Origin of the sequence: Ferrimonas sediminum, from assembly GCF_900100175.1 — a bacterium.
GTDB lineage: Bacteria > Pseudomonadota > Gammaproteobacteria > Enterobacterales > Shewanellaceae > Ferrimonas > Ferrimonas sediminum.
This window is the reverse complement of the sequence record NZ_FNEM01000009.1, coordinates 75,997-92,907: the sequence shown is the minus strand read 5'-3', so window position 1 is coordinate 92,907 and position 16,911 is coordinate 75,997. Positions and strand designations below refer to the sequence as shown.

Genomic DNA, 16,911 nt, shown 5'->3' with positions numbered 1-16,911 from the left:
CCTTAGCGATAACCACTAAGACTAGAAGCAGAACCGTGCTCCCGCCAATGGAGGCCGCGATCGACACCGCAAAACGGCCCCGGAATGTTGCCTAAATCCGCCTCATTGGCGCCAGTTTGCGAACACTGTGTTTTCCAATTTATGGCTAATATATCAACAACTCCGATGGAGCAGAGGTCAATATCTGGTATCATTCTGGCCACTGAAAGCCGGCCGTAGAGCCACACCAACAACCATAAAATAAACTTGGTGAGCTTCAGTACTACCCTACAACCTCTAACAACAGGACAGTTGCAATGAGTCTTGCTGACACCGTATTGGCCGTTAACGACGATCTTCCCATCCGTACCGACAAGCCGGTTCACAGCGGCAAAGTCCGCAGTGTTTACTGGCTGACCGAAGCCGACAGTGCCCGCCTGATCAAGGAGAAAGGCTACGACGTCGCCGCCGATGCCCCGCTGGCGATCATGGTCATCAGCGATCGCATCAGTGCCTTCGACTGCATCTGGCATGGCGAGCAGGGCCTGAACGGCGTACCGGGTAAAGGTGCCGCCCTCAATGCCATCTCCAACCACTGGTTCAAGCTGTTCCGCGAACAAGGGCTGGCAGACAGCCACATTCTGGACATTCCCCACCCCTTTGTGTGGATCGTTCAGAAGGCCCGCCCGGTGATGATCGAAGCGATCTGCCGCCAGTACATTACCGGCTCCATGTGGCGCAGCTACGCCAAGGGCGAACGTGAGTTTTGCGGCATTCAGATTGCCGATGGCCTGGAGAAAGACCAGAAACTGCCTGAGCTGCTGATCACCCCCTCCACCAAAGGCGTTCTGACCGGCATTCCCGGTGTGCCGGCGGTGGACGACGTGAACATTACCCGCTCTGACATCGTCAACAACTACCCCGCCTTCAACTTTACCAAGCTGGACGACATCGACCGCTACGAGCGTTTGCTCAAAGAGGGCTTTGATGTGATCAGTACAGCCCTGGCAGAGCTGGACCAGGTGTTTGTCGACACCAAGTTCGAGTTTGGCTACGTCACCGACAGCCAGGGCCAGGAGAAGCTGATCTACATGGATGAGGTGGGCACACCGGACTCCTCCCGCATCTGGGATGGTGCCCAGTACCGCGACGGCGTGGTGGTGGAAAAATCCAAAGAGGGCTTCCGTCAGATGCTGCTGAACCACTTCCCGGATCCGGACATTCTGCTCAACAAAGACCGGATGGAGGAGCGCAGCGCGCTGGCACGGGATAACGCCCTGCCGGAATCGGTACTGATGGACGTCTCCAAAACCTACATCGATATCGCCGAGAAGGTCACCGGTGAACCGCTGACGCTCTCTGCCAATCCCAAGGCGGAGATCATCGACATTCTGCGCAGCCAGTACGGTCTGATCGACTAAAACCCGCTTCTCCCAGCCAGGCCAGCATCACGCTGGCCTGGACTCCTGAGCCTACTCAGGCACCGCTATACCCTCGTTGCTCCTACGACCGATAAAAAATAAACCCGTCCCCTTCCAAATCTGTGACCCATACATTACAATCAGCTTAATTAGAAAACTCTTATATTAATTATAGCTGCAGTTGCCTACTCTATGAATCACGATTTCCGCTGCAGTTGGCAGCACCCAACCATGATGACATTTGCCACCGTCAAAGACCCGAAGGTACTGAAGAAGCAGGAGCTGATTCTGGCTACCGCACTGAGGCTGTTCACCGACAAAGGCTATTTCAACACGTCGATTCATGACCTCCAGCGTGAAGCCGGCATCAGCATTGGCGCCATCTACCACCACTTCAGGAGCAAAGAGGCCATCGCCGCGGAGCTGTTCCACCGCCTGCTGCAGGCTATCGACGCGCAACTGGAGCAGATCCAGGACTGCCACCACAGCGCCCATGACCGCTGCCGTGCCGCCCTGGGCTGGCTGATGTCACTGAGCCACACCAGTCCGGCAACGATGCAGTTTGTGCTGTATGCCCGCCACCGTGAATTCCTTCCCGACGAGCCGCCCATCTGCTCATCGGTTCCCTTTATCCGGCTAAAGAGAATGATCGCCGACGGCATGGACAACGGTGAAATCCGACCGATGGATCTCAACGTCGCCTCGGCGGCGCTACTGGGGGGCGGGATTCGCCTTATCCAACTTCAACTCGACGGCGTGCTTGATGGCCCCGCCAGCGATCACCTGGATCTTATCTGGGATTGCGCCTGGCGCTCGGTTGCCATGGAAAACTGAAGTGCAACAAAGATTCAAACCAAACACGTTTACCCCGAAAACCGAACGAGCATTCGTTTTGTTTTTCCATCCAACAATAAGGAAACACCATGAAACTCTTTAAATCTCTGTCTTTGTACGGTTTGGCGTTACTGGCGTCGCTTACGTTGCCACTAATGGCACAGGCTGCTCCCGCGGACACCGACGCGCTTAAGGGCGTCACCAACGGCAAGGCACTGTTCGACATCAACCTGAGTAACATCAATCAGGTGCCCTTATACCTGCAGGTGATCGGCATGACCCATGACGGGCTGGTTGGGCAAGGGGTAGAGCCGAAGTTTGTGGTCGCTTTCCGCGGCGCCTCGGTACAGTTCATCAGTAATCAGGGCGGGAACGACGACACTCAGGCCATAAAACAACAGATCGCCAAGAGCGTCAGTGAACTGGCGTCAAAAGGCGTAAAATTCGAAGCCTGTGCCATCGCCACCAACCTGTTCCAGGTCGACAACGACAGCCTGCTTCCCGAGGTCAAGGTGGTAGGGAATACCTTTATCTCGCTGATCGGTTACCAGGCCCAGGGATACGGCACCATTCCGGTAATGTAGAGGAAACCGCCGGACGGGGCCGACGACTGACGCCGGCCCGACTCACCAGACTACACCTTAAACTGGGTGACGATGCCACGCTGCTGCTCCGACAATTGCTGCAACTCTTCACTGAGAGCAGCGGAAGACTCCGCCTCCTCGGTGATGCTGCGGCTGGCTTCGCGGATATTGGTGACATTGAGGCTGATCTCGTTGGCAACGCTGCTTTGCTCCGCCGCCAGGTTGGCGATCTCGGCACCGTTCTCGGTAATGTGCTGAATGTGGTCGACGATCACCGCCAGGGCACTGTTCATCTCATTGACCTGGCTAAGGGTATCCCGCGCCTTATCGTTGCCACTGCTGATGGCGGAAACCACACTGCGACTGCCACTCTGTAATACCTCAATCAGAGCCCGAATCTCACCAATGGAGTTCTGGGTTCGCTCGGCAAGGCCACGGACCTCGCTGGCGACGACCGCAAACCCGCGCCCCTGCTCCCCGGCCCGGGCCGCTTCGATGGCGGCATTGAGTGCCAGCAGATTGGTTTGCTCGGCAATCCCCTGAATCACGGCGAGAATCGATTCGATATTCTCACTATCCTGGGCCAGCTTTTCCACCATCGGCATCGCCGCCGACACGTCCCCGACCAACGACTGCACCGCAGCCCCGGTTTGGGTCGCCACCTGCCGTCCCTCAACGGCCGCCCCCTTGGCTTCATCGGCGGCGGTGGCCGCCTGGGCGGCATTTTCCGACACGCTACTGGCGGTAGCGGTCATCTGCTCCAATGCCGTTGCCACCTGCTCCACCGCCAGAAACTGTTGCTGACTGCTGCCACTGGTGCGCACCGCGATCTCCGAAGCACGCGCCGACGTCGCCTGGCCGTTATGCACCGACTCATCAATCAACTGAACCGTGGTTTGCAGCTTTTCCAGGAACTGGTTGAAACGATCCGCCAGAATACCGATCTCGTCGCCGGTCTCTAAGGTCAGCCTCTGGGTCAGATCCCACTCACCGGAAGCGATGCTCTGCAGCCGGCGGGTAACCTTCCAGATCGGGTTAACCAGATAGTGGGAAGCGCCCCACACCAGAACCAGGGCTATCACGGCAATGACGGCGGCAGCAATCAACTCCTCCCGGGTGGCGGTGGCATTTTGCTGTGCCACGGCCGCATCCAGCTCCAAGGCACTGGCCAGCACCCGCTCTGCAGGAACGCTGGCAACCAGGCCCCACGGTTCATCTACGCCGCGGAACGAAATCGGCATCGTGGCCTGCAAACGGGTGTTATCGCGGCTCCACTCAATGAGTTTTGTCGGGCTTTTCAACCAGGCGCCTATGCCGGTCTGGGTGCCCAGAGACAGCGCCTGGATCGGACTGCCCAGTCGTGTTCGCCCCTGGTCATGGGCAACGAGCAGCCCCGCCTGGCTAAACAGCGCCACCTCGCCAGCGCCTTCCATAAACTGACCATCGACACGCTCGATCATCGGCTGCAGAGACGCCAGCGAGATGTCGAGCCCAAGCATACCGATGACCTGCCCCTCATCCAGCAAAGGTAGGGTAACCGAGGTCATCAGCAGCTCCGTTGTGCCGACATCATCCAGATAAGGATCCAGGACACAGGCTTTGCGACTGTTGATGGCACAGGTGTACCACTCGCTCTCGGCAATGCCGTATTGATTCAGGCTGGTGTCGGAGAGTTCCTCCTCGGCAATCACCTCCAGTTCGACCTCTCCACCATCACCGCGGTACCAGTAAGGGGTGAAACGGCCGACACTGTTGGAGGCCAACCGGGAGGAGTCGGCATACAGCGAATCCTCGCCATTAAGCGTATCGGTATCCATGACCACATAGACGCCGAGAAGATCGCGATGCTGCACCGCCATTCGCTTCAGATACAAACTGAGGCTACGGCGTAGCTCAGCACTGTCGACGCCTTTGGCCATGGCATCACTTCTCATAAACAGCAGACTGTTTGCCAGCACCTCGCCACGAAACAGATTTCGCTCAATGACGGACTGAACCACCTGGGCCTGCTCGGCGACCATGGCCTCGGTATAGGTTCGGGCTGACTGGCGCAAGTTAGTCAGGGTCTGGTCGCGAATCAGTGCCTGGGTTTGGCCGGAGTGATACAGGGAAAAACCCACGATGGCCGACAGTGCTAATAACAAACACGTACCGGCAACCAGTGAAAACTTACGACGAATAGAGATGTTTTTCATTAATAAATCCCGCTGACCACCAGCGCAAACAACAGCCAATAAGATCGCTGCAAAATATAACAACGGTGCAACTCTATACGACATGAGAGTATTTATTAAGATATATGCAACAGCGAATCCCGACGATACAGATGAGATCACGGTTTGGAACTTCAGCCAGGAAAAATGGCTAAATTGCCGACATATATGGGATTTTTGGATTGAAATGCAGCATAAAAAATGATTGCCGTGCTAAATCTTAGAGGTTTATCCACACAATCATTCATAATTATTCATATTTTTACACAACTGCAGGGTAGGCGGGGCTGACAGGCAATATAATTAATGAGTGTAATCTTGCTAAATAATTTAATCTAAAATTATTTAATCTAAATAAATGCAGGGCCATCGAAACTGAATCGACGACCCTACTTATATTTACCCGTAAATGTTAGCGAGCCTACACCTTAAACTGGGTCACGATCTGTCGCTGCTGCTCCGACAGCTGCTGCAACTCTTCACTGAGGGCAGCGGAGGACTCCGCCTCTTCGGTGATGCTGCGGCTGGCTTCGCGAATGTTGGCGACATTGAGACTGATCTCATTGGCCACACTGCTCTGCTCCGCCGCAAGATTGGCGATCATGGCACCATTATCGGAGATGTGGCCGATGTGATTAACGATCACCGCCAGGGCAGCGTTCATCGCCTCCACCTGCTTCTCGGCATCGAGCGCTTTGTCGTTGCCGCTGCTGATGGCCAGCACCACACCCCGGGTTTCCGACTGCAACAGCTCAATCAGCTCTCGAATCTGACCGATGGACTCCTGAGTCCGCTCTGCCAGTCCGCGCACTTCACTGGCCACCACCGCAAAACCCCGGCCCTGATCGCCGGCCCGGGCCGCTTCGATGGCGGCGTTAAGTGCCAGCAGATTGGTTTGTTCGGCAATCCCCTGAATCACCCCGAGAATCGACTCGATGTTCTCGCTGTCCTGGGCCAGTTTTTCCACCATTGGCATCGCCGCCGACACATCCCCCACCAGCGATTGCACCGCCAGGCTGGTGTGCCGGGCCACGTCCCTGCCCTGCTGCGCCGCGTCATTGGCATCGTCGGCGGCGGTGGCGGCCTGGGCGGCGTTTTCCGACACGCTGTTGGCGGTGGCGGTCATCTGCTCCAGCGCGGTAGCCACCTGCTCCACCTCCAGAAACTGCTGCTGACTGCTGCCACTGGTGCGCGCGGCGATGGCCGACGCCCGATTGGAGGTGGCCTGGCCGTTACTGACCGACTCGTCGATCAATGACACGGTGGAGTGCAGCTTCTCTAAAAACTGATTAAACCAGTGCACCAACACGCCGACTTCGTCTTTGCTCTCCACCACCAGCCGCTGGGTCAGATCCCACTCCCCCGAGGCGATCACCTGCAGCCGCTTGGTGACGTTCCAGATGGGGTTCACCAGGTAATACGACGCCAGCCAGATCAGTCCCAGGGCCAGCACGGTGATCACCACCGCCGCCAGCAGCATCTGCCACATCGCCTTGCGGTTGTGCTCATCCACCTGGGTGTCCAGCGACAGGGCACTGGCCAGCACCTGTTGGGTGGGGGCACTGAACACCAGGGTCCAGGAGGTGGTACTGCCCTCGAAGGTCACCGGAACCCGGGCGTACAACTGGCTGTCGTCGCGATTCCAGCCAATGGCCGAGCCGGTGGCCGCCAGACTGAACTTCAGATCGTCACTGAGCTGCTGCGAAGACTCGCCCAACCGGCTGGCATCACCGTCACAGGCGACAATAAAGCCGTCCTGACTGATCAGGGCAACCTCACCGCTGCCATCGACAAACTCGGCATCCACCGATTCAATCAGGGGCTGCAATGTCGCCAACGACAGGTCGATGCCCATCACCCCGATCACCTTGCCGTCGGCTTTCAGAGGCAGGGTAACCGAGGTAATGAGGTTGCCACCGGCGCCCACCTCATCCACATAGGGGTTGAGCACGCACAACTCGCCGGTGCGGGCCGGGCAATCGAACCACTCGTTCTCGGGCACGCCCTGCTTATTGAGCTGACGGTTATGGATGGCGGCTTCGTCGACGATCTGCAGCTGCAACTCGCCGCCGTCGGCGCGGTACCAATAGGGGGCAAAACGGCCGGCCTCGTTAGACGCGGTCTCGGACTGGCCGATAAAGGGGGCATCACTGCCATCCAGGGCATCGGGATTCATCACCACATAGATGCCACGGACGTCCGGATGCAGGGCGACCTGCTCGGCGATGAACGCCTTCAGATCCCGCCGCAGACTGCCATCGGACACGCCACGCCGCTGCGCCTGCTGACGCATAAACTGCAGCGACTGGGCCAGTATGTCGCCGCGAAACAGATGCCGCTCGATGACGCTCTTGACCATCTGCGCCTGCTGCGACGCCAACGCGCCCACGTGGGCTCTGGCGGATTGACGCAAATTGTCTGAGGTTTGCTGCCGAATCAGGGTCTGGGTCTGACCACTGTCGTACAGAAAGAAACCCACCATGGCCGACAGGGCGATGATCAGGCACACCCCAGCCACGATGGAAAATTTATGACGAATAGAGATATTCTTCATTCAACAAGGTCCGGTCGCTCCCTTGTTGTCCTACCTGTTATTGCTCTCTCACCTGCAATGAACGGCGCAGCATACGCCAACAGAACACTCCATTAAAGCAGTTAATACAACAATTTATATGAATTCCAACTGGCTCACAGATCGAAAAAATCCTCGGTTAACCGCTACAGTTCTCCCAATCGCCCCCAGTACCGAAAAACCGCTCACTCCATCGCCAAAGGTGATGGAAATCTGCCCGGCTGACCCGAACGGCGCCGTTGAGGTATAGGCGAATACCCTTTACTTCAGAATGGCTGGTAAGGCGCCAATAGCGGTCATCGAAGTAAACGACCATGACTCTGCGGGTTCAACATACCTGGGCTCATCATCTCAACCGGTTCAGCAAAGCATATCCCTAGCTTGATGAACCTACACAGTGCCGCTTGTGCACGGGTTCATTTAACGGTCGTTAGTTGGCCCCATCAGACCCGGGACTGTGTGGTGTAGGGAGAGCCCGGGTGAAAAATCATGAACACAGGTCGCGGCTTAGCGACTCTGTTAGGGAGAGCGAAGCCAAAGCTCGATAAAGGCATTGGTCCTAAATGATTGTTTCTCAGACACAGTGGGTGGTACGACGCTGTTGCTTGTGAGAGTCTAAGGCATCACTTCCAGAGCACGAATATCAGATTTGAGTAGCTTTGTTCACGTCGAGCCCACACTGGAGAACCAGTGGAGGGCAATCATCCTGTTTGGTCGAAACGTCGCCTCGTACAAGTTTGCATTGGCTAAGTCGCTTCATGAGCTGGCCGGAGTAAATAATGATTTGGTGCGATTGGACCAGCTCGCAGAGCCGTTCAGCCGTCATATTTGCGCGCACTTAGGCCATTCTCCAAAGCAGGCAACGTCTCGCAGTAGCAAGTTTCTAGAGGCTTGTGGCTCGCATAATAGAGGCGACATATCTGATGAACAGTTGATTGGTCTAACGACAAAGCTCGGGTTTGCCAATGTCATTGACGCCTTCCATAACGTCAATGGCTCCGAAGTCCCTCAACGCTTCTTCATTGACGAAAGAAAGACCCATGGTGGCATCAGGTTGACGGAGCAATTTTACCAGCTATCCGAGAGCGTCCAGTTTGCGAGTATGAATCACGAAACTGAAGCCAGGTGGCGATTGGTGGAAGAGGGTTGGAAGATGGGGGTGTCACGAAGCCTGATTCGCGTTGATGCAGAACCCGAGCTGGATTTGCTGTTCACCGGTGGAGGCCAGCGACGGGTTGCCATTACATCATGTCGTGACAGTCTCAATGGGTATCAGAAGGGCCGGTGTTTTTACTGTTATGACGAGATAAGTGTTGAGCCAGGGCATGAAAAGTTGGCGGACGTGGACCATTTCCTTCCGTGGGCTTTAGGGGACTCGTTAGCCAATCCAAATGGTGTCTGGAACCTTGTGCTGGCCTGTCGTGAATGCAATCGGGGTGAGGGAGGCAAGTTTGCTCGCGTACCTACATTGGGGTTGTTAAAACGACTGCATAATCGAAATGAATACTTAATAGGCAGTCATTTGCCGCTTCGTGAGACATTGATCCAGCAGACTGGTCAAAATGGAGTAGCGAGACAATCCTTCCTTCAGGGACAATACCAGATTGCAAAAGAGGCGTTGATCCATGAATGGGAGCCGCCGGTTCGAGGAGTGATTACCTTCTGATGAGTACCAAGTTTTACAACGAAAACGCCGAAAGCTTTTATGCCGATACAGTTGGTGTGGACATGAAGGAACTGCACCAGCGATTTACCAACCGCCTTCTAGCCGGGGCTCGAATCCTCGATGCCGGTTGTGGGTCTGGTCGGGATAGTTTGGCGTTTTTGAAACTGGGGTTTGAGGTTGAAGCCCTTGATGCGTCCGAAGCCCTGGTAAAGAAGGCTTCAGTACTAACTGGCTTAAATGTTGAACTGAAGCGATTTGATGAGGTGACTGAATCGTCACGTTACGATGGCATCTGGACTTGTGCTTCTCTCCTGCATGTCCCCAGAGCTGAACTGCCTGTCTCCATGAAGGCCTTAGCCAGTGCTCTTAAGCCTGGGGGGATCTGGTATGTATCGTTCAAACATGGGGTACTTGATCGCACCAAGGATGGACGGCAGTTTACAGATCTGAACGAGACGTTGCTAAGAGCATTAGTCGCTGAAACAGGTGGGCTGTCAATGTCGGAGGTTTGGGTGACTGAAGATAAGCGACCTGAACGCGATGACACTTGGCTGAACGCGTTGCTGGTTAAAACTAGCATTGAACCTTAAAACCCTGAGTAAATGGCACAGAACGGCTCGTTACGCCATAGATTGATACGGCATAGGAACCAGATCAAATGTAGAGTTAAGAGCCTAGTGCCTTTGGTTCCTAGCAACTTATTCTGCTTAGACAGTCGCTGCCTATGGGCGTCATTTGATGGGATTTTCCCTCGAGGTGTACCAAGCCCTGTCACAGACACTGGCATAGCGTCCGTTCTCGAACTTCCGCCTCATATGTCCTGCTAGCCAGTCCTGGTGAACAGGTGCTCTTGCGATAAGGCGATGAAACCACCTTGGCCAACAGTGCTGGGCTAAGCCACTTTTGTATGCTAATACACAGGCCTCTTCTTGAATAGTCATCTGGCAACTCCTTTGCCAAAAGATGTATGTTGAGTCTAGACTGCGAAGTCTAATGTGGCTAAACCAAATGTATAGACTCGATGAGAACAGAGTCATGTCCCTGATGGTTCTCTAAGACGTTTTAATAATCAAAGGTCGCTTTATCATTGAATTGAGTTTTGACAAGGCTGCTCTGTACCAGTTGTGTGAGCATTCCCCTATAAAACCCTCACGGGAGAGTGTACCTTGATTACTCGATACAAATCAGTTTGTTGAAGTTAGTGTTGTGAAGTTGACGTGCTCTTATGTTCGTCGATGGCGGAGCTTGTCCTAAAATTGAGCGGAACAATAATTATTTCCTTTAATATCAGTATCTTGCTGGTATGTGCTTACTAACATTTTCTTGCCTTGATACCACGAAACCTAAGAGACCTTACTTAGCCAGTTTGAGTGGATATGTAAGCTTGTCCATTTGTCACTGTGTACAACAAAATGGAAACGTACGGTGAGAGTAAGTTGATCAATTGGCGCTTATGGGTTCTTTGAACGTTAATATAAAATATTGAAGCTTTGATAAGTAACGGAAATGACAACTGACGAATAGGTAATAAAGTTAGCACAGCAAGATAAAATTTATGTTCTATTAAGACAAATGTACCTTTGAGTATCTAAGATGAAACCTTGAATGTTTTTTACCTTTCCATCTAATAAATTTGATGAGAGGAAAAAGAAATCCTTAAGGAAACGAAATGAATGCACCAATTAAGAGTACGCAGTTAACCCGTCTTGGATATGAGTATCAAGACTTAATATGCATAAAAATTTTAGTGGATTGGTATCATAATAGAGACAAATACCGATGGGTAAAAGTAGAAAGCTCGTCGTTACCTGATACAGAAATTTCAAGCTTGGATGATGTTATTGCCTTAAGGAGTGATGGAAAGTATGAATTGACACAAGTCAAATTCACTATCGATGCAGAAAGAGAAGATTTATCCCTTTGCTTTGATTGGCTTACTAAACGTAAAGGTAAGGGCACTTCTTTGATTCAAAAGTGGTGTAATGATTTAATCCAAGCAGCAAAGGATGATCGGATTGGAAAAGCCGAACTGATAACAAATAGAAAACCTGATCAAGAGTTATTATCTTGCCTAATAGACGGAAAGATCGATCCAGCACTTATTCCTGCTGAACATTTTAATAAAATTGAATCTCAGCTTGGTGGAAAATCAAATGTTGAGATGTTCTTTAGGTATTTCGATTTTATACATAGCCAACCGACGATCGATGATCTTGAAAATAAACTTCATGATTCATTAGTTCCTGATCATACTAATGAAGAAGGATGGCATAGATTTTTAGCAAAAGTCATGAGATGGGCTACTAGAGAAGGTGAGCCAAATTCTGATGGACAAATCACATTTACCGATCTTCATGAGCTATTGAGTCATGGTATTATCAGAGATATTTCGCAATATTTCATCATCCCAGAAAAGTACAGCCCGCCTACTATTAGTTTTCACGATAGCGTTCTAAATAAGCTAGATGAGGGAGGTGCATGGGTGGTATCTGGGGCGCCAGGGATGGGAAAAAGTACATACTTATCCTATTTATATGAGTGTCTACAATCTAAAAACTACTCATTAGCTCGTCATCATTACTCATTAAGCACTCAGAGCTTAATAGACAGAATATCTTTTTCTACATCTGCTACCTCGATAATAAAACAAATAAAAGCGTCTAAGTTTAATTCCTGTGAAGGCTTAAAGGAAGAGCCGGAGTATTTAGATGAATGGCTTACTTCCGTCGGAAGAGATGCTAAAAGGTTCGGTGAGAAATTCATACTGATTTTGGACGGATTAGATCATGTTTGGCGGGAAAGATCCGATATATCTCAGCTAGAACACTTGATAAATAAAATACTCCCTGCTCCTGAAGGCGTTACAATCATTTTTGGTACTCAGCCAGTGAGTAGCTCAAAATTACCTGACAGATTGCTTTATAATTGTCCTGTTGAGGGTGAGCGGTGGCTAAATATTCCTTATATGGATTTGTCTTCGATTGGGTCATGGTTAGAGGGATTAAGAAATTCAGGCGTTGTCGATATTGATGATAACTATTCATCAAACTCTATATCTGAATTGGCTGTGGCTTTACGTAAGATTTCAAGTGGATATCCATTGCATCTTATTTATTCTTTCAGAGCCCTGATAGCGAAAAAAATAAATATTTCGGTATATGATATTGAGAAACTAGATCGATGTCCTGATGGTGATATTAATGCTTACTATTGGTCTATTTGGAGTAATTTAACTGAGCAGGCTAAAGAAATATTGTTCTTGATGTCGGTTACTGAGTTTCCATGGCCAAATAAAAACGCATTTTCAAATTGTTTTTCCAACCCAAGCATTGTTCTAGATGCATACAAAGAAATAGAACATTTGGTGGAAAATCGCCGTAGTGGAGTATTCCCGTTTCATAATAGCTTGTTAGTCAATATACAACAGAGGGATGAGTTCGAAGAGGTAAAAGAAAGGCTTTATCCATTTATATGTAATTGGCTAAGCACCTATTCTCCTCCGTTCTGGCGTTGGGCTTGGAGTTGGATTGTTCAAGCCGAAATGGGAAATGTAGACCCAATCATTAAAGGGGTTACCAAAGAATGGGTTATTGACTCTTTGTGCGAAGGATATCCCTTAGAGCATATAGAACATATAATTTCCTATGCGGAGAAGGTAGCTTTTGCGCAGAAGAACTACAGCACGCTTGTGGACATACGCCTTTTAAAACTGAGGTTTTTAAATGGTCCGGAGTATCAGATTCAAGACTTTGCTGGTTTTACGCGAACAGCAATGAAAAACTCTAATGATGAGTCTGGATTACTCTGGAAGTCTGACAATATCAGAGAACTAGGTGTAGATGATATAGTTGTAGTAGCTTCTTTGTGCCGAAAAAAATATCCAGAGGTAATAGAAGAGTGCTATCAGGAACTTTACAAAAGAGCATTGTTTTACGCGAATATCTATGTGGGGACTGATAATAGATTCGAGTCAACAGTCAATGCACTGATTAAAGTACTTTGTGATACTGATGCTCCTGATATTGAAAGGGTAGTTGAACTCATTAGCAGAGTAACACCTAAAGATGGATTGTATGAGAAACTATTTTCAAACTTATTAAGCTGTGATAATGCAGAGTTTATATTTGATGTTGATTATCATAATCTTCCAGAATACACAAGGAGAGAATTTCTTGAGTACGCGATTATAGCTTCTTGTATCTCTGGTGTAGATATTATAAATGAAAATTTTTGGTTGGAAATGTTATCCTCCTCTTTTGGCGTCTGCTTTAAATTAATAAATGATAACCTCAGAGGTAATCAAGAGTTTGTCGGCCCAATATATTTTATACAAGGGGCAATATCAACTAGTAAACTTGAAGAATTCTTTTTTCATACGCTAAATGAACACTTGCTCAATGATGTATTGGTATTAGAAAAGGACAGATTATTAGAGGATATAGAAAATGACTATGATTTTTCCATATGGTACGGATTCTATCTTGCTGCAGTTGAGCTAGCTAAGAAAATAAAACTTCAAGAAAAGTTTAATCCCTTAGATTTATATTCAATCATAGATGCGGCAGGTTGTAAAATACACGATGGATACGATTATAAACTACGTGATAAAACTTCTACTGTTCTCCATGTTATTCCGGACATATCGTTAAAACTATCTTTGCTTCTTAAAGAAAGTAATTTGTGTGATTTTATCAATTCTGACTCCTTGAATTCCGCTCAAAATTATTCCTGGTGGAAGCCGCTAATTTTCTTTGAAAAATCAATAAAATATTCTTTTATCCCTGCGGAGCTGGATGATATAGATGAGTATTGGTGTAATTATTTAAAAGAAATCCTTAAGAGAAGAAGTGATACTTTAGAGCTCTGTAACGAAGTGGCAGATATACTATCTTTCTGTTCCCAGCTTAAGTTAGAACGAGCAGTAGAGTTAGGGTTGAGTACAGCCTGCAGGTATATTCTTGGTTATGGATATAGAAAAGATATTACACTTCATGAGGTTTTTGAAGCAATACAAGCTTGTTCTGATGCGAACATCGGTGAGGTATCTGATTACTTGAAACGAGTATCATGTTTTGTCGTGGATATGTTCAGCTTCACTGAAAGAGAAATTAGGCACATTCCTTCATGGTATATGTCTTTATTAAGTAAGAATCTTCCAAGAAGAATTTTAGACGAGTTTTCATTTCATCTGGATCAACACAATTGGTACGTTCTAGAGGACATACTAACTTCCTATATAAAATATGGGGATGTTGGGATAAAGGGTGCCAAGGAGTTGATAAGTTGCTTCTATTCCCACGATATCATAGAAACCGTTAAAGAAAGGTCTGAGGAAGATGCTTCTTTAGATATTGTATACCGAGAATTGACTGAGTACTTTGGTGAAGAACCTCCCGGCCCCAGGGATAGAGCTAGCTCAAATAGCTTAGACAGCAAGCCTGTAGATATACCATTTGGATCATTTATTCCAGAGTACTTAAGTGATTTAGTCCATGTTCTGAGAAATAAGAATAGATACTCTGATGGAAATTATCTATCTGGATGGGTAGAGTTTTGGTGCAGTAAAGGTCAGAGTTCGCGCATCATTAAATCCTATGAAGAGTATTTCAAAAATCCAGAGGAACACCCATACTTGTATGGTCTTAATGAAAGCCTTAATTCTGTTTATGAGGTTAGCAAAAAACAACAAGGTAAAAGAAGAGCATATGCATGGGCCGTTAAAAGCATTAGAGCTAATGATTATTGGAGTAGATACTCTGGCTCAAAAGCAGAAGAGAAGATTTGTTACTATGCTAGAGAGTATAGCAATAGGTGGGAGGAACTGCTATCTGATACTACTCATGGTGGAAGCGTAAGGTTAAAAGGTGATGAAGAAAGAATAATTCCAACAAGCAAGTTGGTGATGTATTTGATTGCTGCTGGTCAAGAAAATTTGGCTGTGGATATAACCAATGTATTGGTAACCGGCTTGGAAAGGGATATAGAGCACTTGCCAATTCGAGGGTCATACTGGATAGAGAACGAAAAGCCTGTGGAAGTTTGGGCTTTTAGTTTTGCATTGAAATATTATCAATGGCCCGATAAGGCAATCAAGAAAAAGACAGCATTAACGATTGCTGGCATGATCGACTCAGATGATGATGGTCATTATAAGATCGAGTTCTTGAATTTCATTAGTAGCTTGCCGAATGAAATTGCAGTAGTTGAATATTTGTCTATACTCCAATTGAACAAAAGTAACCCATTTAGTTCGGCTGAAATTTCAAGTGTGGTCCCTTATCATTCTCTTGCATTAAAATATTTATATGACGATCTGGGATTTAAGTATGATGTGAAAAATCTAAATGGAGCATATCTCGCTAGTCCGAATTTGACTGGGACTAGTGAGAGGCTGACGAAATCCTTAAATGGTCTCCCTTCGATAATTAGTACACGACTAGAACAATTAGGGGAGGAAATTGGGGCAGATCTACTTGCTCATATGTCTGAAGAACTTGAGTATGTTAATAGACGAAAGACTTATAGATACTTTGATCACTATGCATATTGCAGTGATGTTTTTGGGTTAAGACAGCGTATCTCATGTAGTTTTTCATCTACTACAGAAACGGCTTTATTATCTGCTTACATTAGAACTGTTCTATATGTAACATCGAATTTTTCTGTCAGTAAAGCTTGTGAAAATGACTTAGTAAAACTAGTTTTGCCCTTTTGTAAAACTCTTAAATTTGTCAGACCTTCAATGAAACCGGATTTTTGGCCTAAAAAAGACATTATTAAGCAAAATGGCAAAACTCCTTCAGCGTGGTTATTACAGAGACTGTTAGATAACATTGCTCGAGATGACAACGTAATCCTTGGTGCATCTGGCCCTCTGGTTCAAGATCCAGATGGAGTCAATGTGGACTTGGACTTGTATGCCGTGTCAGTTAATGATGGTTGTACATTGAATGCTGAAGAAAAGTTTAATGTTATTGAGTCTACTCTATACCCTGAGTTATTTGGTATTAGAACTCTATCGGAACCTATCCACCCAAAGTTTTATGGTAGATTTGAAACTGATACGGCGTTAAGAGGTGTTTATGCACCTGAATTTAATTTTGGCTTAGGGTCTAGCGAAGTAGTTGAAACTTCAAAAGAACTGATTTTTACTGATAGCGGAGTCGATGTGGCAAAATGGTGCTACTGGTATCAGGACTGGTATCCTGTCCGTCATTATGACTTAAAGCCTGCGTTAGGAGTCGTAACTATCGCAAGCCAGAGAACAAAAGAGCTTATTGAAAATGATGATTCTAATTGTTTTCTGATTGGAAAATTTAAGATTATTAAAAAAATAGGATTTGGTTCAGATGCCGCTATGCCAGAAATATATCATTTCGAGTCCGAGTTGAAGCCAGGTACTCTTGCAAAATTAACTGAAAGATATACAGCGCCTTCAGTTGTTGAATATATGAAAAAGCATACTAAAGGAAATCGACTCCCCAGAGGTAAGAGATTTGAAAAGTTTATCTAGAATTCATTTTAAAATGAGCCTAAATAAGGGGGCGTATACCTTACTTAAGGTTTAACTCTTCAAAATTTTGTCTTCCTAGCTGTTCATTGTTTTAAAATCAATAGAACAAAGCCATCTTGTCCTTTTAGG

The 16,911-nt window shown here is 48.1% G+C and carries 8 protein-coding genes; 6 read left to right on the top strand and 2 right to left on the bottom strand.

The genetic code is table 11. The annotated features are described in order from the left end of the window. The first annotated feature begins 296 nt into the window (after positions 1–296). The 3 genes from BLT77_RS11660 (at position 297) to BLT77_RS11650 (ending at position 2,818) form a co-directional block, all read left to right on the top strand. Positions 297–1,400, top strand: a complete 1,104-nt coding sequence (locus tag BLT77_RS11660; RefSeq protein ID WP_090365444.1) for a phosphoribosylaminoimidazolesuccinocarboxamide synthase — start codon at positions 297–299, stop codon at positions 1,398–1,400. A 231-nt stretch (positions 1,401–1,631) separates the two neighbouring features. Continuing rightward, on the top strand, positions 1,632–2,234 hold the full coding sequence (locus BLT77_RS11655; protein ID WP_218126934.1) for a TetR/AcrR family transcriptional regulator: 603 nt from the start codon (positions 1,632–1,634) through the stop codon (positions 2,232–2,234). Positions 2,235–2,323: 89 nt separating this feature from the next. Continuing rightward, entirely contained in the window at positions 2,324–2,818 is a 495-nt protein-coding gene (locus BLT77_RS11650; RefSeq protein ID WP_090365443.1) for a DsrE family protein, read from the top strand. A 50-nt stretch (positions 2,819–2,868) separates the two neighbouring features. On the opposite strand, the gene BLT77_RS11645 is transcribed toward BLT77_RS11650, so the two are convergent. Beyond that, the gene (locus BLT77_RS11645) at positions 2,869–5,013 is read right to left on the bottom strand and encodes a methyl-accepting chemotaxis protein (RefSeq protein WP_176819299.1); all 2,145 of its coding nucleotides are present in this window, start codon (positions 5,011–5,013) and stop codon (positions 2,869–2,871) included. A 439-nt stretch (positions 5,014–5,452) separates the two neighbouring features. Beyond that, positions 5,453–7,585, bottom strand: a complete 2,133-nt coding sequence (locus BLT77_RS11640; RefSeq protein ID WP_090365441.1) for a methyl-accepting chemotaxis protein — start codon at positions 7,583–7,585, stop codon at positions 5,453–5,455. Positions 7,586–8,252: 667 nt separating this feature from the next. Between BLT77_RS11640 and BLT77_RS11635 the strand changes: the two genes are divergently transcribed. From BLT77_RS11635 to BLT77_RS11625, 3 genes are all read left to right on the top strand, one after another. Further along, complete coding sequence (locus BLT77_RS11635; RefSeq protein ID WP_090365440.1) at positions 8,253–9,269, top strand: HNH endonuclease domain-containing protein; 1,017 nt, start codon at positions 8,253–8,255, stop codon at positions 9,267–9,269. After that, entirely contained in the window at positions 9,269–9,859 is a 591-nt protein-coding gene (locus tag BLT77_RS11630; RefSeq protein WP_090365439.1) for a class I SAM-dependent methyltransferase, read from the top strand. Before BLT77_RS11635 ends, BLT77_RS11630 begins: the two co-directional genes overlap by 1 nt. Positions 9,860–10,938: 1,079 nt before the next feature. Beyond that, positions 10,939–16,782, top strand: coding sequence for a P-loop domain-containing protein (locus BLT77_RS11625; RefSeq protein ID WP_143026624.1), 5,844 nt, complete (start codon positions 10,939–10,941; stop codon positions 16,780–16,782). The last annotated feature ends 129 nt before the right edge of the window (positions 16,783–16,911 follow it).